This is a genomic window from Haloarcula rara (assembly GCF_029338235.1).
Classification (GTDB): domain Archaea; phylum Halobacteriota; class Halobacteria; order Halobacteriales; family Haloarculaceae; genus Haloarcula; species Haloarcula rara.
Genome location: NZ_CP119785.1, coordinates 853516 through 871102, shown reverse-complemented (window position 1 = coordinate 871102; position 17587 = coordinate 853516). Strand labels below are relative to the sequence as shown.

17 protein-coding genes are annotated in these 17587 nt (G+C 66.3%); 11 read left to right on the top strand and 6 right to left on the bottom strand.

Annotation, left to right across the window (positions count from 1 at the left end):
- The first annotated feature begins 48 nt into the window (after window positions 1–48).
- The 5 genes from ppsA to P1K32_RS04545 all read left to right on the top strand — a co-directional run bounded on the left by ppsA (window position 49) and on the right by P1K32_RS04545 (window position 6484).
- On the top strand, window positions 49–2358 hold the full coding sequence (ppsA, locus tag P1K32_RS04565) for a phosphoenolpyruvate synthase (protein ID WP_276251529.1): 2310 nt from the start codon (window positions 49–51) through the stop codon (window positions 2356–2358).
- 94 nt (window positions 2359–2452) lie between these two features.
- Entirely contained in the window at window positions 2453–2932 is a 480-nt protein-coding gene (locus P1K32_RS04560; RefSeq protein WP_276251528.1) for a redoxin domain-containing protein, read from the top strand.
- 184 nt (window positions 2933–3116) lie between these two features.
- Window positions 3117–4169, top strand: a complete 1053-nt coding sequence (mfnA, locus tag P1K32_RS04555; RefSeq protein ID WP_276251527.1) for a tyrosine decarboxylase MfnA — start codon at window positions 3117–3119, stop codon at window positions 4167–4169.
- 286 nt (window positions 4170–4455) lie between these two features.
- Entirely contained in the window at window positions 4456–5034 is a 579-nt protein-coding gene (locus P1K32_RS04550; protein ID WP_379691362.1) for a YqaA family protein, read from the top strand.
- 91 nt (window positions 5035–5125) lie between these two features.
- Window positions 5126–6484, top strand: coding sequence for an aryl-sulfate sulfotransferase (locus P1K32_RS04545; protein WP_276251526.1), 1359 nt, complete (start codon window positions 5126–5128; stop codon window positions 6482–6484).
- A gap of 64 nt (window positions 6485–6548) precedes the next feature.
- On the opposite strand, the gene P1K32_RS04540 is transcribed toward P1K32_RS04545, so the two are convergent.
- The gene (locus tag P1K32_RS04540; protein ID WP_276251525.1) at window positions 6549–6983 is read right to left on the bottom strand and encodes a DUF7344 domain-containing protein; all 435 of its coding nucleotides are present in this window, start codon (window positions 6981–6983) and stop codon (window positions 6549–6551) included.
- A gap of 39 nt (window positions 6984–7022) precedes the next feature.
- Window positions 7023–7748: a helix-turn-helix domain-containing protein gene (locus tag P1K32_RS04535; RefSeq protein ID WP_276251524.1), complete on the bottom strand. Its 726-nt coding sequence runs from the start codon at window positions 7746–7748 to the stop codon at window positions 7023–7025.
- Window positions 7749–7877: 129 nt separating this feature from the next.
- On the opposite strand from P1K32_RS04535, the gene metG reads away from it, so the two are divergent.
- The 5 genes from metG (at window position 7878) to P1K32_RS04510 (ending at window position 13805) form a co-directional block, all read left to right on the top strand.
- A complete protein-coding gene (gene metG, locus P1K32_RS04530) occupies window positions 7878–9989 on the top strand; it encodes a methionine--tRNA ligase (protein WP_276251523.1) in 2112 nt (703 codons plus the stop codon).
- An 820-nt stretch (window positions 9990–10809) separates the two neighbouring features.
- On the top strand, window positions 10810–11166 hold the full coding sequence (locus tag P1K32_RS04525; protein WP_276251522.1) for a DUF7312 domain-containing protein: 357 nt from the start codon (window positions 10810–10812) through the stop codon (window positions 11164–11166).
- Between the two features lie 25 nt (window positions 11167–11191).
- A complete protein-coding gene (locus tag P1K32_RS04520; protein ID WP_276251521.1) occupies window positions 11192–11791 on the top strand; it encodes an NfeD family protein in 600 nt (199 codons plus the stop codon).
- Between the two features lie 159 nt (window positions 11792–11950).
- Window positions 11951–13153: an SPFH domain-containing protein gene (locus P1K32_RS04515; protein ID WP_276251520.1), complete on the top strand. Its 1203-nt coding sequence runs from the start codon at window positions 11951–11953 to the stop codon at window positions 13151–13153.
- 46 nt (window positions 13154–13199) lie between these two features.
- Window positions 13200–13805 (top strand): winged helix-turn-helix transcriptional regulator, encoded by a 606-nt coding sequence (locus P1K32_RS04510; protein ID WP_276251519.1) that lies wholly within the window; start codon window positions 13200–13202, stop codon window positions 13803–13805.
- Window positions 13806–13896: 91 nt separating this feature from the next.
- On the opposite strand, the gene P1K32_RS04505 is transcribed toward P1K32_RS04510, so the two are convergent.
- Window positions 13897–14139, bottom strand: a complete 243-nt coding sequence (locus P1K32_RS04505) for a DUF7123 family protein (RefSeq protein WP_220586591.1) — start codon at window positions 14137–14139, stop codon at window positions 13897–13899.
- 232 nt (window positions 14140–14371) lie between these two features.
- Between P1K32_RS04505 and P1K32_RS04500 the strand changes: the two genes are divergently transcribed.
- A complete protein-coding gene (locus tag P1K32_RS04500; RefSeq protein ID WP_276251518.1) occupies window positions 14372–14773 on the top strand; it encodes a TRAM domain-containing protein in 402 nt (133 codons plus the stop codon).
- Here P1K32_RS04500 and P1K32_RS04495 read toward each other — a convergent pair.
- The 3 genes from P1K32_RS04495 to P1K32_RS04485 form a co-directional block, all read right to left on the bottom strand.
- A complete protein-coding gene (locus tag P1K32_RS04495; protein ID WP_276251517.1) occupies window positions 14770–15477 on the bottom strand; it encodes a YkgJ family cysteine cluster protein in 708 nt (235 codons plus the stop codon). The two genes, P1K32_RS04500 and P1K32_RS04495, sit on opposite strands and share 4 nt — an antisense overlap.
- A gap of 22 nt (window positions 15478–15499) precedes the next feature.
- Window positions 15500–16612, bottom strand: a complete 1113-nt coding sequence (locus P1K32_RS04490; RefSeq protein WP_276251516.1) for a hypothetical protein — start codon at window positions 16610–16612, stop codon at window positions 15500–15502.
- Window positions 16613–16685: 73 nt separating this feature from the next.
- Window positions 16686–17474 carry an MBL fold metallo-hydrolase gene (locus P1K32_RS04485; protein WP_276251515.1) on the bottom strand — a complete coding sequence of 263 codons (789 nt, stop codon included), beginning with the start codon at window positions 17472–17474 and terminating at the stop codon, window positions 16686–16688.
- Window positions 17475–17587 lie beyond the last annotated feature (113 nt).

Here is a 17587-nt window from a genome sequence, read left to right as displayed (position 1 = left end):
AAGACCGCAACGAACTTAATGGACGTTAATGAAAGATAAGGCGAGTCCATGCACACACTGTGGCTCGCGGAGATCGGTGCCGACGACCTCGACCGGGTCGGCGGCAAGGCAGCGTCCCTGGGAGAACTGACCGGCGCGGGGCTGCCCGTCCCGTCGGCGTTCGTCGTGAGCGCCGGGACGTATCGGTCGTTTATCGAGGACACGGGCATCGAGACGGCGTTGTTCGAGGCCGTCGATATCGACAGCGACGACTCGGCGGCGCTCGCGGCGGCGGCCGAGCGCGCCCAGGAGCTGATTCTCGAAACGGCGGTCCCGGCCGACGTACGCGAGGACGTACTCGCGGCGTACGACGAACTCGGTGACGGGGCCGTCGCTGTCCGGTCCTCGGCGACGGCTGAGGACCTCCCCGATGCCTCCTTTGCCGGCCAGCAGGACACCTATCTGAACGTCGAGCGCGCGGACCTGCTCGACCGGGTCAAGGAGTGCTGGGCGTCGCTTTTCACCCAGCGGGCCATCTACTACCGCAACGAACAGGGGTTCCCCCACGACGCCGTCGACATCGCCGTCGTCGTCCAGGAGATGGTCGACGCCGAGAAATCGGGCGTGCTCTTTACCAGCCACCCCTCGACGGGGGCGCCGACGGCCATCGTCGAGGCCGCCTGGGGGCTGGGCGAGGCCGTCGTCTCCGGCACCGTCTCGCCGGACAACTACGTCCTCGACCGCGAGAGCGGCGAGGTAACGGACGTGACCGTCGCGGAGAAACGGGTCATGTGCGTCCGCGGCGAGGACGGCCGGACCGTCGAGCGGTCGGTCCCCGACGAGAAACGCGACGCGCAGGTGCTCGAGGAGTCCGAGCTCCGTCGGCTCATCGAGCTGGGCGACCGCGTCGAGGCTCACTACGACTGCCCGCAGGACGTCGAGTGGGCCATGCGCGACGGGGAGCTGTACCTGCTGCAGTCCCGGCCCATCACCACTATCGACGACGCCGAGCCCGCCGTCGGCACCGGCGCGTCGGCCGACGGCGGCGCCATGCAGAGCCCGGCCGACGACGTCCGGCTCTCGGGTATCGGCTCCAGTCCCGGCAAAGTATCCGGCACCGTTCGCATCGTCGACAAGCTGGACAACCTCGACAAGGTCGAGACCGGCGATATCATCGTCACGGAGATGACCACGCCGGACATGGTACCGGCGATGAAACGCGCGTCGGGTATCGTCACCGACCAGGGCGGGATGACGAGCCACGCCGCCATCGTCTCCCGCGAACTCGGGGTGCCCGCCGTGGTCGGCACCGACGACGCCACCGAGCGGCTGCGGGACGGCCAGACGGTCACCATCAACGGCGAGATGGGCACCGTCGAGGTCGGTGAGCCCGAGCCGTCGGAGAGCGACGACGCGGCGTCTGACAGCGGCGCCGCTCCGGCAGACGCCACCGTGACAGCGCCGACGGACCAGGGACACAGCCCGGTCAAGCCCATGACCGGCACCGAGGTGAAGGTCAACGTCTCCATCCCGGAGGCGGCCAAGCGGGCCGCGGCGACCGGCGCCGACGGCGTCGGTCTGTTGCGCATCGAGCACATGATACTCTCGACGGACAAGACGCCCACGCGGTACGTCGACGACCACGGCGAACGCGCCTACGTCGACGAGATCGTCGAGGGGGTTCGGGGCGTGGCCGAGGCTTTCTACCCTCGGCCGGTTCGGGTCCGAACCCTCGATGCGCCCTCTGACGAGTTCCGCCAGCTACAGGGCGGCGAGGACGAGCCGGCCGAACACAACCCGATGCTTGGCTACCGCGGTGTCCGTCGGTCGCTGGACCGGCCCGAGGAGTTCGCGCTCGAACTGCGCGCGTTCGCCCGGCTGTACGAACTGGGTTACGACAACGTCGAGCTGATGATACCCCTCGTGACGGACGCCGAGGACGTGTTCCGGGCGAAGGCCATGATGCAGGAGGCGGGCATCGACCCCGAGAAGCGCGACTGGGGCGTGATGGTCGAGACGCCCGCGAGCGCGCTGTGTATCGAGGAACTGTGCGAGACGGGTATCGACTTCGCCTCCTTCGGTACCAACGACCTCACCCAGTACACGCTCGCCGTGGACCGCAACAACACCAACGTCGCCGACCGGTTCTCGGAGCTCCACCCCGCCGTCCTGGAGCTGATGGGGCAGGTCATCGGGACCTGCCGCGAGCACGACGTGGCGACGAGCATCTGCGGGCAGGCGGCCTCGAAACCCGAGATGGTGCAGTTCCTCGTCGACGAGGGCGTCAGCTCCATCTCCGCGAACATCGACGCCGTCCGGGACGTCCAGCACGAGGTCAAGCGGGTCGAACAGCGGTTGCTGCTGGAATCGGTCCGCTGACGCCGACGGCCAATAGCCCGGGCGTCCCCGAGCGTGGCTCTCCCCACCAGTTTGGGGGATACTTTCATAATCAATGAAAAAAGAGTATTCGCCGATGGTAGGGACCGGGGATATCGCCCCTGATTTCACGCTTCGGGGGACTGACGGGCAGCTGCTCTCGCAGTACACGCTCTCGGAGTACACCGACGAAGGGTTCGTCATCCTCTCTTTCTACATGAACGATTTCTCGCCCGTCTGCTCGGACCAGATGTGCGACCTGGACGACATCGACCTGTTCCAGTTCGAGGAGGACGTCACGATGTTCGGCATCTCCCCTGACTACGTCTACTCCCACCGGGAGTACAGCCGACAGAAGGGAATTACGTTTCCGCTGCTCTCGGACACGAAGTTCGAGGTCTCGAAGGCGTACGGCGTCCACGACGAGGGCCTGGATTCGGGCGTTCGCCGCGCGCTGTTCCTCGTAGACTCAGACCGCGTCGTCCAGTACCGGTGGGTCGCCGAGGACAACTGGGAAGCGTGGGACCACGAGACGACGGAGGCGCTGAAAGAGGCGCTCGACGGGCTCCGGCCCTGACCTGGGACGGTTTTTGAACTGTACCGGCGGCTATCTGTCACCGGCACTCGACGCCACGCCCAGCAGTCGCGGTGTGTCGTCTCCTCCCCGGCGGGCCAGTGGCACTCCCTCTCGAACTGGTGGCTGTCCCTGACCCGGCCCGAACAAAACGGCTAAACCGGTCGCGCTCAACATTCCGCACAGAATGCGCCAGCGGGCCGAGCCACAGGATTTCGAACGGGTACTTTCCTCGATGTGTACCGTTCCCCATCCGGTGGCTCGCCAGGCGGCCGAGCGGTTTCTGGCGACGAACCCCGGTGACCCCGGCACCTACGAGACCGTCGCCGAGCTCGAAGACGAGGCCGTCGACGCCCTGGGCGAGCTCACAGGATTGACCGACCCGGCGGGCTACGTCGCCTCCGGCGGCACCGAGGCAAACATCCAGGCTCTGCGCATCGCCCGCAACCGGGCCGACACCGACGACCCGAACGTCGTCGCGCCGGTCCACGCCCACTTCTCGTTTACCAAAGCGGCGGACGTGCTGGACCTCGAACTCCGGACCGCGCCGGCCACCGACTACCGCGCCAACACCGACGCCGTGGCCGAGCTGATAGACGACGATACCGTCTGTGTCGTCGGCGTCGCCGGCTCTACGGAGTACGGCTTCGTCGACCCCATCCCCGCCATCGCAGAGCTCGCTCACGACGTCGACGCGCTCTGTCACGTCGACGCCGCCTGGGGCGGCTTCTATCTGCCCTTTACCGACCACAGCTGGCACTTCGGCCACGCCGCCGTCGACACGATGACAATCGACCCCCACAAGGTCGGCCAGGCCGCGGTGCCGGCCGGCGGGCTGCTCGCCCGGGACGACTCGCTGCTGGACGACCTGGCGGTGGAGACCCCCTATCTCGAATCGACGAGCCAGCTCACGCTCACTGGCACGCGGTCGGGCGCCGGCGTCGCGAGCGCCGTCGCGGCGATGGACGAACTCTGGCCCGCGGGCTACCGCGAGCAGTACGACCGCTCGATGGACAACGCCGAGTGGCTGGCCGACCAGCTACGGGCCCGGGGTCACGACGTCGTCGGGCCCGAGCTCCCGCTCGTGGCAGCCGACCTCTCGGTGCCGATGACCGACGAACTCCGCGAACGGGGCTGGCGCGTCTCCAAGACCGGCGCCGGCGAGATGCGGGTGGTGTGTATGCCACACGTGACCCGGTCGATGCTGCGGTCGTTTGTGGCTGATCTGGACTGGTACTAGCGCTTCTGTCCGCGTGAACGGAGTGAACGGGGTTCACGGTCCCGAACGCAGTGAGGGGCCGCCTTTTTCACTCACGTTTTTCAACGAGCGGTCGGTGAGCGGAGCGAACCGAGGCAAAAAAAGGTGGGGTCGATGCTGCGGTCCTTTGTCGCAGATTTTGATTGGTACTGAACGGCGGCGCGTTTCATTTCACGACCAGGGCACCGCTAAACTGCCATCTCAGTAGGCGTCACGAGTAAAAATATCAAGCTTTAGGACCCACTGTTTGCTATCGGACGGTGTGAGTTTGGCCCTCCCGTTCCCCTTGCCGGTGGCGTTTCTCAGCGACTGTGGAACCGCCGGCGGGTCGCTCGCCCTCATCGAACAGGCCGTCTGTACCGCGACCGGGCCGACGGGGCTTGGCATCATCGCCGCTTACTCCTTTCTCATCGCCTTCATACTGCCCCTGCCAAGCGAGGTCGTGCTCGTGCCGGCCGAGACGCTCAGACTGGGGCTGTCGACGAACGGGAACCTCGTCGCGATCATCCTCGTCAGCGCCCTGGGCAAGGCGCTGGGGAGTCTCTTCGCGTTCCACATCGGTCAGGAGGCAAAGGAGTACGGGCCCTTGGTCCGGCGAATCAAGGCCTCGCGGTTCGACATTATCGAGTGGTCCGAGAAGACGACCGTCCAGATCGCGAAAAAGTACGGCTACGTCGGCCTCGCGCTGGCGCTGTGTGTCCCCTTCTTCCCCGATACGATATCCATCTACGCCTTCACCGTGCTGGAGGAGGACTACCTGCGTTTCGGTGCCGCGACCTTCTTCGGGAGCGCGGGCCGCCTGGTCGTGACGCTGGGGCTGGCCGGCGGGACGCTGGCGTTGCTGTAGCGGGCCGGGCTGACAACGTTTAATACGAAGTCGTCGCTGCGAACTGCTATGTATCGCTGTTTCGTCGGTGTCGGTGGGGTGTTGCCCTGAGATGCGTCGACGGACATTGCTTCGCGGGGGACTCGCCGCTATCGTCGTCCTCGCGTCGCTAACGCTGCTCGTGTCCTGGCAGCAGACGCCGCCAGACGCCGTCGCCGCGGCGGCGAACCAGACGGACACGCCGCTTTCCGAGCGCGACCAGGTCGTGCCCGAGCGACCGAACGCCACCGTGGTGACGACGGACCCGCCCGGCGGCAACACCGGGACCGCCGCCATCGTGGCCTACACCGACGACGGCCGAACGCTGTACCACAACGACACGTACGGGAACTACTTCGACGTGGACCCGGACCCACCGGGCTCCCGGTCCGTCCTCTACGTCGCCGGAACCCGCTACGACGACTGTCCCGACACGCTTGCGGCCCGCGAGAACGGGAGCTTCGAGGACGGCTGTGCGGAGGTGGTCATCGAACGCGCGAACCTCACGACCGGCGAGACAGAGCGGCTCCACACGGCGGTGACCGAGTGGGACATCTGGCACGACGTCGACCGTCTGGACGAGCACCGTCTCGTCGTCGCGGACATCGCCGAAGACCGCGTGTTCACGCTCAACACCACGACCGGCGCCGTCGAGTGGGAGTGGCGCGCCGAGGAGGCGTTCGACCGCGAGGACAGCGGCGGCCAGCCGGGCGACTGGACGCACGTCAACGACGTGGAGATACTCGAGGACGGTCGCGTCATGGCGAGTCTGCGCAACCACGACAGGGTCGTCTTCATCGAGCCCGGCGAGGGCCTCCAGTCGAACTGGACGCTCGGTGCGGAGGACGCCTACGGCATCCTCTACGAGCAACACAACCCGGACTACATTCCCGCGTCACAGGGCGGGCCGGCCGTGCTGGTGGCGGACTCGGAGAACAACCGAGTCGTCGAGTACCAGCGCGACGCGGACGGGTGGCGCCAGACCTGGACGTGGCAGGACGGCCAGCTGCGGTGGCCACGGGACGCCGACCGGCTTCCCAACGGGCACACGCTGGTGACGGACTCACAGGGCGACCGGATTCTCGAAGTCGACGCGGACGGTGACGTCGTCTGGAGCATCTCCGTCCCGACCCCCTACGAGGCCGAACGACTCGGGACGGGCGATGAGAGCGCGAACGGCCCGAGCAGGCAGGCGCTGACGAACGAGACCGCCGTCGAGTCGGCGACCGGCGACGAGACGACCGGACTCGCCTGGCTCGTCGCCTTCGTCACCGGCCCGGCGGTCAACGGGCTGTTGTACGTCGCGCCCGGCTGGATGCGCTTTGGCGACCTCGTCGTCGCGCTGGGACTGGGTGCCACGGTGCTGGTCTGGCTCGGCGCCGAACTGTACTGGCGGGGGGTCCACCGGCGGCTGGTCGCGGTCGTCCGCTGAGGTGGGCAGTCGCTCGATCCTGGCGCGCCCGTCGGTGCTCGCTGTGACCGGGATCGCGGGACCGTCACGCCGATTCGCCGTCTGTGCAGGTCGGCTCCGAAGAGAGCCTCGTCCCGACCGCTTTCAGTGCCGTCAGGACCGCATCGGCGTTCTCGTCGGGCACCAGGGTCCCGCTGTGCTGGTCGAAGTCGACGACGTCGTGCTCGCGGAGTTTCGGGATGTGGCTGTGGAGCAAGGCGAGACGGATGCGATCGCGGGTCGACGTTGCTATCTCCGCTCCATCGTCTGTCTCCCACTCGGCGATGGCGGCCACGGCCTCGTCGACCCGGAGCTCCGAGCGGCCACACAGCAGGTAGCAGAGATACCTGCGGCGAACGTCTGCGAGCGATTCGTAGACGTGCTCCCGTTCCAGCACCGACCTGGGGAACTGAGGGGAGCCGCCGTGTACGTTCGATGGGGTTTCATCGCCCGAGCGACCGTCATCCGGCTCCTTCTCCATGGACAAAAAGACAAACGGATAACATATCAACCAAACGGTTTACTTGTCAATCTCGTCGAACTCCCTCCCGCTCTCGAGCAGGACCTCGAAGACGGTGGCGTGGGCCTTTCGGAGGTGGTCGTGGAACGCCTGTTTCGAGATGCCGAGCCGGTCGGCGAGTTCGGTGCCGGTGCGGCGCCGCGGGCGCTCGTAGTATCCGCTGAAATAGGCGACTTGCAGGACCGTCAGTTGCCGCTCGGTGAGTCGGTTCCTGACCAGGTGACGGAAGACGTCGAGCGTCTCGACGGTGTAGCTGTCGACGAGTTCGAGGTCCGGATACACGTCCCGTACTGCGGCCACGACCGAGTCGGTATCCACGTCACCGGGGAACTCCCCGACGACCGCCACGCCGTCGGTATCATACGTGGCCGCCAGCGTGATTCCGTCGAACTCGTCGAACGCCCCGAACAGCGACTCCCGTGACCTGTGGACCTCGAACTGATGGGTGTCGTCGACCGTACTCACGAGCCCCGCATCGAGGGTCATCGGGAGTTGCTGTACTGTCTCGATGAACCGCTGGGGCTCCAGGTGTGTGACAGTCCAGTACTGCAGGGAGCTCCCGTCCTCGAGTTGCACGACGGATTTGATGTCGATGGCCACGTCGCCGTCCCACAGCTCGCGGAACGGTTCGGCGAGCGCGTCGGAGTGAAACACCAGCTGGCGCCTCGGTCTGGCAGCTGTCAGTCGTCCGCCTATCTCTCCGTCCGGTGCCCCGTCGGCCGTCATCACCAGCAGTAGCCCCGCTATAGATATAACCGTAGCTGCCGGTCGGGACTGCCGGGATGGCTGGCCACACCTGGGTGGCGGCTACGGCAAACCGCCCTCCTTTTGACCCGTCGGGAGCACAGAACGGGTATGAGCCACGACGACTTTCCCACGGACCACCCGGCAGTGGTCACCTGTGGGCTCCCCTACGCCAACGGCGACCTCCACGTCGGGCACCTCCGGACGTACGTCGCCGGCGACGCCCTCTCGCGAGGGCTGCGACGCATCGGCCAGCAGACAGCGTTCGTCTGCGGGTCCGATATGCACGGAACGCCCGTCGCGGTCAACGCCGCCGAGGACGGCGTCGAGCCCCGCGAGTTCGCCATGGAGTACCACGAGACCTACGCCGAGACGTTCCCGCAGTTCAACGTCGAGTTCGACAACTACGGCCACACGGACGACGAGACCAACACCGAACTCACCCAGGAGTTCGTCCGCTCGTGGGTCGACGAGGGCCACGTCCACGAGAAGGAGATCGAAGTGGCGTGGGACACCGAGGAGGACCAGCCCCTGCCCGATAGATTCGTCGAGGGGACCTGTCCATACTGCGGCGAGCAGGCACGCGGGGACGAGTGCGACGAGGGCTGCCAGCGCCACCTCGAACCCGGTGACATCGAGGACCCAGTGAGCACAATTACGGGCAATCCTGCCGAGTACCGCACTCGCGAACACAAGTTCCTCCGGCTGGCGGACTTCCAGGCGTACCTCCAGGGCTTCCTCGACCGCATCGAGGGCACCGACAACGCGAAAAACCAGCCCCGCGAGTGGGTCGAGGGTGAGCTCCAGGACCTCTGTATCACGCGGGATATGGACTGGGGTATCGATTATCCCGGCGAGGACGGTGACGCCGAGGACCTCGTGCTGTACGTCTGGGTCGACGCCCCAATCGAGTACGTCGCCTCCACGAAGCAGTACTCAGAGCGCGTGGGCGCCGAGGAGTACGACTGGGAACGGGTCTGGACGTTCGACGGCGAACGACGCCACGACACCGAGTGGGACGACGAGTGGACCACAGAGGGCGGCGACATCGTCCACGTCATCGGCCGGGACATCATCCAGCACCACGCCGTCTTCTGGCCGGCCATGCTGCGTGGCGCCGGCTACAACGAACCCCGCTCGATTCTGGCCACCGGCTTCGTCGGTATCGACGGCAAGGCCCTCTCGACCTCCCGGAACCGGGCAGTGTGGGCCGAGGAGTACCTAGACGCCGGCTTCCACCCGGACCTGTTCCGCTACTACATCGCCACCGGTGCCGGCCTCGAAACTGACGTGGACTTCTCCTGGGACCGCTTTGCCGAGCGGGTCAACGGCGAGCTCGTGGGCAACGTCGGGAACTTCATCAACCGCGCGCTGCTCTTTGCCCACCGCAACTACGACGGCACGCCCGACGCCGACGTCAGCGAGGACGTCCGGGACCGCATCGAGGAGACGCTGGCTGCGTTCGAGGCGGCAGTCCGGGAGTACGACGTCCGCACCCTCGCGGAGCTTTCGACCGAGCTCTCGAACTACGGCAACGAGTACATCCAGCGCACCGAGCCGTGGCACCTCCTTGACGAGGACCCCGAGGAGGCCGCACAGGTCATCCGCGACTGCGTCCAGCTCGCCAAGGCCGTCGCCGTGGTCATGCAGCCGGTGCTGCCGGGCAAGGCCGAGCGGCTGTGGGGCCAGCTGGGCGAGGCCGGCTCCGTCGCCGACGTCTCCCTCGACACCGCGTTAGAGGCACCGCCCGAGACCTTCGACGAGCCGGACCAGCTGTTCGAGCAGGTCGAGGACGACCACATCGCCGAGCTCAACGAGGAGCTGCAGGACCGGGTTGAGGAAGCGAGCGACGACGAGGACGACGACGCCGACGAGGCCGACGTCGACCTCGAACCGCTCGAAACCGACCGCATCAGCTTCGAGGACTTCGAGGGTGTCGACATGCGCGTCGGCGAAATTGTCACGGCCGAGTCCGTCGAGGACGCCGACAAGTTGCTCAAACTCGAGGTCGATATCGGTCACGAGGTCCGCCAGGTCGTCGCTGGCCTGGCCGAACTCCACGACGTCGAGGAGCTCCCCGGGACCCGTGTCATCCTGCTTGCCAACATGGAGCAAGCCACCATCTTCGGCGTCGAGTCCAACGGGATGGTACTGGCCGCCGGCGACGAGGCCGACCTGCTGACCACCCACGAGGACGCTCCGCTCGGAACGCGGGTGCAGTAAGAGTTGGCGTCGTTGTCTGGAATCTGAACTGGACTGCAAACAGCCAGAAAGCCCCGGCCAGCTAAACCCGGGGGTGGTTCGAAAGACGGCGGAGCCGTCTTTCGTCATTGCGGGAAATCGAAGATTTCCCGCTTGGAGTCAGAACTCTCCGAGTTCTGACGACATCACGAGAGAGCGAAGCTCTCTCGAACGACCTCGCTGTCGTCCGAAAGGCGCGCAGCGCCTTTCGTGATCACGAAAATCTTCGATTTTCGAACGACGGTCCTCACTGCGTTGCGGTCCTTGTGATCTGAAAATCGCGGAGCGATTTTCATCATCGCGAGGGAACGCAGTTCCCTCGGAGATCGCGAATCTTCGATTCGCTCACTCCCGCGAGAGCAAAGCTCTCGCGAGGACGTCGGCCGCCTTCGTTTAGCTGGCCACCGGGAGACCGAAGGTCTCCCGAGCTCGCGGGCGGCACAGCCGCCCGCGAACGCCCCTTTCAGTCCCTGGAGACGCTTCGCGTCTCCCGACCTTCGCGGAGCCCTCGGCTCCGCTCAGTCCCACCCAGCACTGTTTGACCAACCGGCTACGGGTGGACTGAAAGGGGCCGAGCGCTCGATGAGCGAGACGACGCAAGCACTGGACTGAGCGAGCGAAGGAAGCGCGCAGCGAGTCGCAGCCAGAGAGGGACCGGAGGTCCCTCAGGCAGTCGGCGCACAGCGCCGACGACATCGAGCGCTCGGGGGCTTTCTGGCTCTCAGCCCCAATCGCTGCTAAAATAAATTTCACAAAAGCTAGTCGCCGTCCCTTTTTGTAGTTCCCCGTCCTAGCCCCGGCCATGTCTGCCGACGGGAGCGACGAGGACGAGTTCGTCGCGGAGTACGAGCACGCGACAGCGGCCGATATCATCGAGGAGGCCGAGCCGTCGGCAACGGCCGAGGGAGACGACGCCGAGGAAGACGAGGAGGAGGGAGCCGTCGCGGGCTCGTTCGCCCCGGATATCGAGGTGACGCCACAGGCGCCCGCGCCCGAGAACACCCTGTTCGTCGCACTGGGGGTCTTTCTCACGATACTCGCGCTCGCGGACACAGTCGTCGGGCTGAGCCTGATGCTGGTCGCCACGGTCTTTGCCGCCGTCGGCCTCACGACGGCCGTCTGCTACGGTGTGCTCGTGCGGACGACCCCCGACACTTAATCAGTCAGCGGCCCTATATGCCGGCATGAACGTTCCCGTGGGGTCGCTCGCTCTCGTGCCCGCCCAGCTCGAACCGCTGTTCGGTACGACGATATCCGCCGTCCTCTTCCTTGCCGGTGCGGCGCTCATCGTCGCCGAGGCGTTCGCGCCGGGGACCCACTTCTTCGTCCTCGGTGCCGCCTTGCTGGTCGCCGGACTGGTCGGTTTCTTCATCCCGGCCAGCCTGGGGCTGCTCGCGCCGCTCATCCTCGCCGTGGCGGTCCTCCTGACGACGGCGCTGACGCTGTGGGGTTACCGGAAGATAGACTTCTCGGCGCCCGGCCGGGGGCAGTCGCTCTCTTCGAGTTCGCTCCAGGGACAGTTCGGAACGGTCACCGAACGCGTCACGAAGAGCGCGGGCCAGGTTAAGCTGGAGGACGGCGGGTTCAACCCCTACTACGAGGCCCGCAGTGTGGGCGGGGACATAGAGGAGGGGGTCGAGGTGCTGGTCGTCGACCCCGGCGGCGGCAACGTCCTCAAGGTGGAAGCCACGGCGACCAGCGACGACGACATCGACCGGGCGCTGGAGCGGGACCGCGAGGAGCGACCGGCGCCGGAGGCCGACGCCGAGTCCGAGCACGCCTGAGCGGTACTGTTGTGCCGTTTTGTCAGCATCTGCCCGCCAATCCGTCGAATCTGTCCGGAAATGGTGGCCAGAACTACCGCTATCGCTGTGTTGAATATCGGTAGTTTGTGACACAGTCACCGAAGGCTTTTATTTCAGCCGACCGGAGTTCGATGTGCCATGACAATCCCGCTCGTACCGCTACAGTTCCTCGCTGGCAGCGTCTTCGTGTTCGTCACGATGGTGTTGCTGGTGCTGGCTATCGCTGTAGCGTACTCCAGTGTCGTTATCATCCGACCGTATCAGAAAGGCGCCTACACGGTGCTTGGGACCTACCGCGGCATCCTCGACCAGGGGATTCACTTCATCTATCCCTTCGTCTCCGACGTCACCCGCTTCGATATGCGGACCCAGACGCTCGACGTGCCTCGGCAGGAAGCCATCACGCGTGACAACTCGCCCGTCACCGCCGACGCCGTCGTTTACATCAAGGTGATGGACCCGAAGAAGGCCTTCCTCGAGGTCGACAACTACGAGCGCGCCGTCTCGAACCTCGCCCAGACCACGCTCCGTGCCGTGCTGGGTGACATGGAACTGGACGACACGCTGAACAAGCGCCAGGAGATAAACTCCCGCATCCGACGCGAACTGGACGAACCCACCGACGAGTGGGGTGTCCGGGTCGAGAGCGTGGAGGTCCGCGAGGTCAACCCCTCGAAGGACGTCCAGCAGGCCATGGAGCAACAGACCTCTGCAGAGCGGAAACGCCGTGCCATGATTCTGGAAGCGCAGGGTGAACGGCGCTCCGCTATCGAGACCGCGGAGGGTGACAAGCAGTCCAACATCATCCGCGCCCAGGGTGAGAAACAGAGCCAGATTCTGGAAGCCCAGGGTGACGCTATCTCGACGGTCCTCCGGGCGAAATCCGCCGAGTCGATGGGCGAACGCGCCGTCATCGACAAGGGGATGGAGACGCTCGGCGAGATGGGCAAATCCGAGTCCACCACCTTCGTGTTGCCCCAGGAGCTCACCTCGCTGGTGGGCCGCTACGGCAAGCACCTCCAGGGCTCCGACGTGAAGGAGAACGGCCACACCCTCGAGGCCCTCGACTTCACCGACGAGACCCGCGAGATGCTCGGCCTCGACGATATCGAGGAGATACTCGGCCAGATAGACGAGGAGGCCGAGGTCGACGTCGAGGCGATGGAGGAAGAGGCCCAGAAGATCAAACAGGGCGAAGACGCCGGGTTGGACAGCGCCGACGACATGATCGAACAGATGGACGCCGAGATCGACGACGGCGTCGGCGGCGAGACCGATATCGCCGGCGGCCCCGACGACACCGGCGGTCCGGGGGACGGCGACAGCGAAACTGGTAAATAAACGGACCCGAAGCCGTTTTATAGCAGAACTACTTCCTGAGAAACATATGACTGGCGACGAGGGGGTCGACGAGGAGAAGCGAGCGACGTTACGTCGCTTTGCCGCCCTCGGCGCCGCCAGCCCCTTCGTCGGTCTGGCCAGCGACGACAGCGACTCCGAAACGCCCGACGCCATCGCTGGTTACGTTTCGGCCCGCCCGGGGACGCACTTCTCGAAGCTCCGAGACGACCTCAAACTGGGTACCGGCGAGGCACAGCACCATCTCCACCGCCTGGAACAGGAAGACGCCGTCGCCTCCCGGAAAGACGGCGACTACCGGCGCTACTTTCCGGCGGGTCAGTTCTCCGAGTTCGAGCAGGTGACGCTTGGCTACCTGCGTCGGGCCACGCCTCGCGGGATGCTCGTCGCCCTGCTCCGGGACCCATCGGTGACGGCTTCGGAGCTTGCGACGAGGCTGTCGGTGTCACGACCCACGATAAGCAAGCACGCGAAGGACCTGGAGGCGGCCGGCCTCCTCTCACGGGACGGGGGCTACGCCGTCGTCGAACCCGAGACCGTCCTGACCTTGCTGATTCGGTACGCCGATTCCTTCGGTGACGGCGCCGCCGCCCTCGCCGCCGACGCCGATTCGCTGCTGCGCTATGACCCCTGACTGACGGCGGCGACGTCCGCTGGTCTCTTACTGGTGGCTGTCAGTTCGTACAGATATTCGCGGTGCCGAAGTACGTCAGTTTGTTACTGTCTCAGGCGTCGACCATCCACGTCGTCGAGGAGGAGTAGCCCCACTTCTCGACGTCGACGGCGAACTCCCCGTCGGCGATGGTCGTCATGTTCGTTCCGACTTCTTTGGCTGAGAGTCCCAGCTCCTCGCCGATGAGGCGCGATTTGAAGTAAGTCTGCTCGTCGGCGTTGGCCTCCAGGTACTCGAGGATGCGTCGCTGTTTCTCCGAGAGCGGGCTGTCGGTCGCCTGTGCGGTTGCGCTCATGTACCCGGTAGTTCGACCGAACCGCCCTTAGGGGGTTTGGTACGGTGGGTTAACCGGCCGCTGTCTTGCGGTTTGCTCGCCTTACCAGTCGCGTCGCGTACCGCTGACCGGGCCGTCACGGCTCGGTTGGTACAGCGGGGCAACGCGATCGGGACGGGAGACGCGTCGGACCACCCGCTCCGGCAGTTCTTTAATCGTGGCCGGTTAGTATGGCAAGTGGAGGTCTATCACTATGGAAATCTCGGACGAACTGCTGTGTCTGTTCAGTGCTGACGTGACTGCCGAGGATGACCGGTATCTCGTCGAAGTGCCCCGACGCGAAGTAGAGGCGGGCGCCGTCGAGGCAGGCGGGACATACCGGGTCGCGCTCATCTCCACGGATATCGAAGCCGAGGCCGACGAGAGCACGGCGGCGGAGACACCGCCGGACCAGCCACAGCCGCCGGTCGAACCGGGCGAGACCCGCTACGTCGAAATCGAGGACATCGGCAAGCAGGGCGACGGCATCGCCCGCGTCGAACGCGGCTACGTCATCATCGTCCCCGGGGCCGACATCGGCGAACGGGTCAAGATAGAGGTCACCGAGGTCAAGTCCAACTTCGCCGTCGGCGAGATTCTCGACGAGGACGTCTAGAGCTCGCGTCCGTCGGGCCGCTTTTGCCCCTCCGAGTCGTGGACGACGACGCCCTCGACGTCCGTCGGCTCGTAGTTCTCTCTGACGCCGATGGCCTCCTCTAGCTCTCTGACCGCTCGCTCTTTCAGCGCCGCGGCCAGCTCCTCGGCGTCGTCTCGGGAGATGTCTCGCCCTAATCCCTCGCACTCGTGGGCCCGAACCATTCCCTCCGAATCAACCGCGTCGCCCATCGGCTGGCTCGTCCCGCCAAGGGCGACGGAGAAGGGGTAGGTCTGACAGATGAGCGGGCGGTCCTCGTGGACGGTGCAGGCGCCGACGCCGTCGCTCTCGTCGTAGAACGTACAGTCCCCACAGCCGTCGGTTTGGAGCGCCCACTCGAAGGTCTCGCCTTCGGGGCCGTCGGGCGTCTCCTCTAGTCCGTAGGGCATCGGCCGGGCTACGTCCCGGAAGTCGTAGTCGCCCGCCGCCTGGAGCCGCCGTATCTCGTCTGGAAACACCGTCGCGGTGTGTGGTTCGGAGTCGTCGTCATCGACGCCCGTGTCGTCATCGCCGCGCTCCGTTTCGTCCCCACCACATCCCCCGTCCTCGCTCTTGCAACAGGCCCCACAGCGCGTACACTCGAAGCCGATGGTCTCGATGGCGTCCGCGAGTTCGCTCACGTCCAGCTCGCGGGCGCGGTCGAGTTCGGTTTCGAGTGAGTCCATACCCGACACTGGGCGTCGACAGTCAAAAGACGTGCGTCGTGGCCAGGGCCCGGTCGTGGACGGAGCCGACGGCGGCCCCCACGGGTAGCGACAGCCAGCCGAAATAGAGGAGGGCGCTAATGCCGGGCTCGATGCTGGTCGCGACGGTGACCTCCGGCACCCCGTACAGCAGGGGGACGACGCTACCGGCGACCAGCAGGGTGGCGGCCATCACCCCCGTCCCACCGACGGGGCCGCGGTAGGGGAAGTCGTCGGGAAGTAGCGACCACACGAGCGTGCCTGCGGCGGCGGCCACAGGAACGAACACCACCGCGGAGAGGGCTAGCCAGCGACTCTCGGGTGCCTCCAACTGCAGAGCGAAACCGATGAAAACGAGGGCTAGCACCCCGGCGACAGCGGCGAAGGCGTAGCCCGCCCCGAAAGCCGGGCGGGTGCCGCCGGGGAGCCCACCGAGGCCGTAGCGCGTCCACCCGTAGACGACTCGGTCGCGGAGGGGAGCGAGCGCTCTCGTGGCGGCCGCTCGCACTCTGTTGCCGAGACGGGACGCGACACCGCGGTGAACCGAGTCGCCCACGGCACGCTGGTGGACGTGACCGACGGCGGCGCCCACGGGTAGCGACAGCCAGGCACTATACGGGAACGCAACGAGGCTGATGATGAATCCGACGAGCAGCGACCCGGCTGGGCCCAAACCCTCACCGTCCAGCATGAGGGTGACACCGGTTGGCACTCCGCCCACAATGTACGCGCCGGCCATCGTGAGGGTCCCTGTGAGAGCGCCGCGACGGCGCAGTCGCGCTGGAAGGTATCGCGCGGCTGCCCCGGCGAGGAACGCCGACAACATGAAAAGCAGGGAGATGAACCCGGCAAGCAGGAGTGGGTTGAGCGGTCCGTCGGGCCCGTTGGACCAGACCAGTTTCAGCGTGTTCCCACCGCCGAACCTGAAGTTATGGTAGGAGAGAAGGACTGTGACCGCACCACCGGCGAGAAACACCAAGATCACCGTCGAGAGCAGCGCCGCGGTGGCGAACGCGTACCCCGTGGCGACCACGCGGCGGTCTGCGAGCGGGAGCCGGCCGGGACCGTACCGGCGACACAGCGTCTCGATTGGCGTCGGACCGGAGCCGTGGGCCATAATTACGCTTCGCCTATGCCAACAATAAAACCACTGCTCACGGAGTCTGGTGCCCTGGGATACCAGGCCCGAGTCACCGCCGGGACGCTCGTGCCGGGCGTGCCCGGCGTCCGTCCCACCGAACTGCCCCATCGACGGCCAGTTTCTCCAGATGGGCGCGGACCGTCGCGAGCGCGAGGTCTCGCACCCCGGTCAGGTCCTTCTCGTAGGCCCGGTCGACGATGGCGTTGGGCGTCGCTGCGCCGGATGCGACGGCCTCCCAGACACCGCGTTCCCGCTCCAGCCGATGCTCGATGAGTCCCCGGCAGACGGCCCGAGGCGAATCAATCGTCGGCCCGTGGCCGGGACACAGCGTTCTGGGGTTCCGAGCGTGGAGTCGCCGTAGCGACGTGAGATAGGCCCGCATATCGCCCTCGGGCGCGCCCACCACCACGCTACCCTCGGCGACGGCCACGTCGCCGCTGACGACGCCGGCGTCGGTGACGAAACCCACGTGTTCGGGCGCGTGGCCGGAGAGGTCGAGAACGGTGACGCCGTCGCCTGCCGGAATCGTCGTCCCCTCGGTGAAGGTGCGGTCCGGGGCGATACCGGTCGCGGCTTCGAACGACTCGGTACGACCGCGGCGGGCCCAGACGGTCGCGCCAGTCGCCCGTGCGTAGTCGGCCACGGCACCGACGTGGTCCGGGTGGTGGTGGGTGACCGCGACGTGTGCGACGTCTGTGGCTCGGACCGCGTCGTCGAGCGTCGGCGTCCGGCCCGCGGGGTCGACCAGCAGCGCGTCGGGGCCGTCGCTCAGATACGCGGCGGTCTCGCCAGTGGGTGCACGCGTTTCGACGGCGACGTCTACCCGGCGCCAGTCCATCGGCTATCGGCTCGCGGGCGCCGCTGAAAACTCCGGCGACTCGAACTGTGAGCTGGTATCCCCATATCTACTCCCCGCCCCCGGATGGCGCCCTCGGTGCCCACTCGACCGTC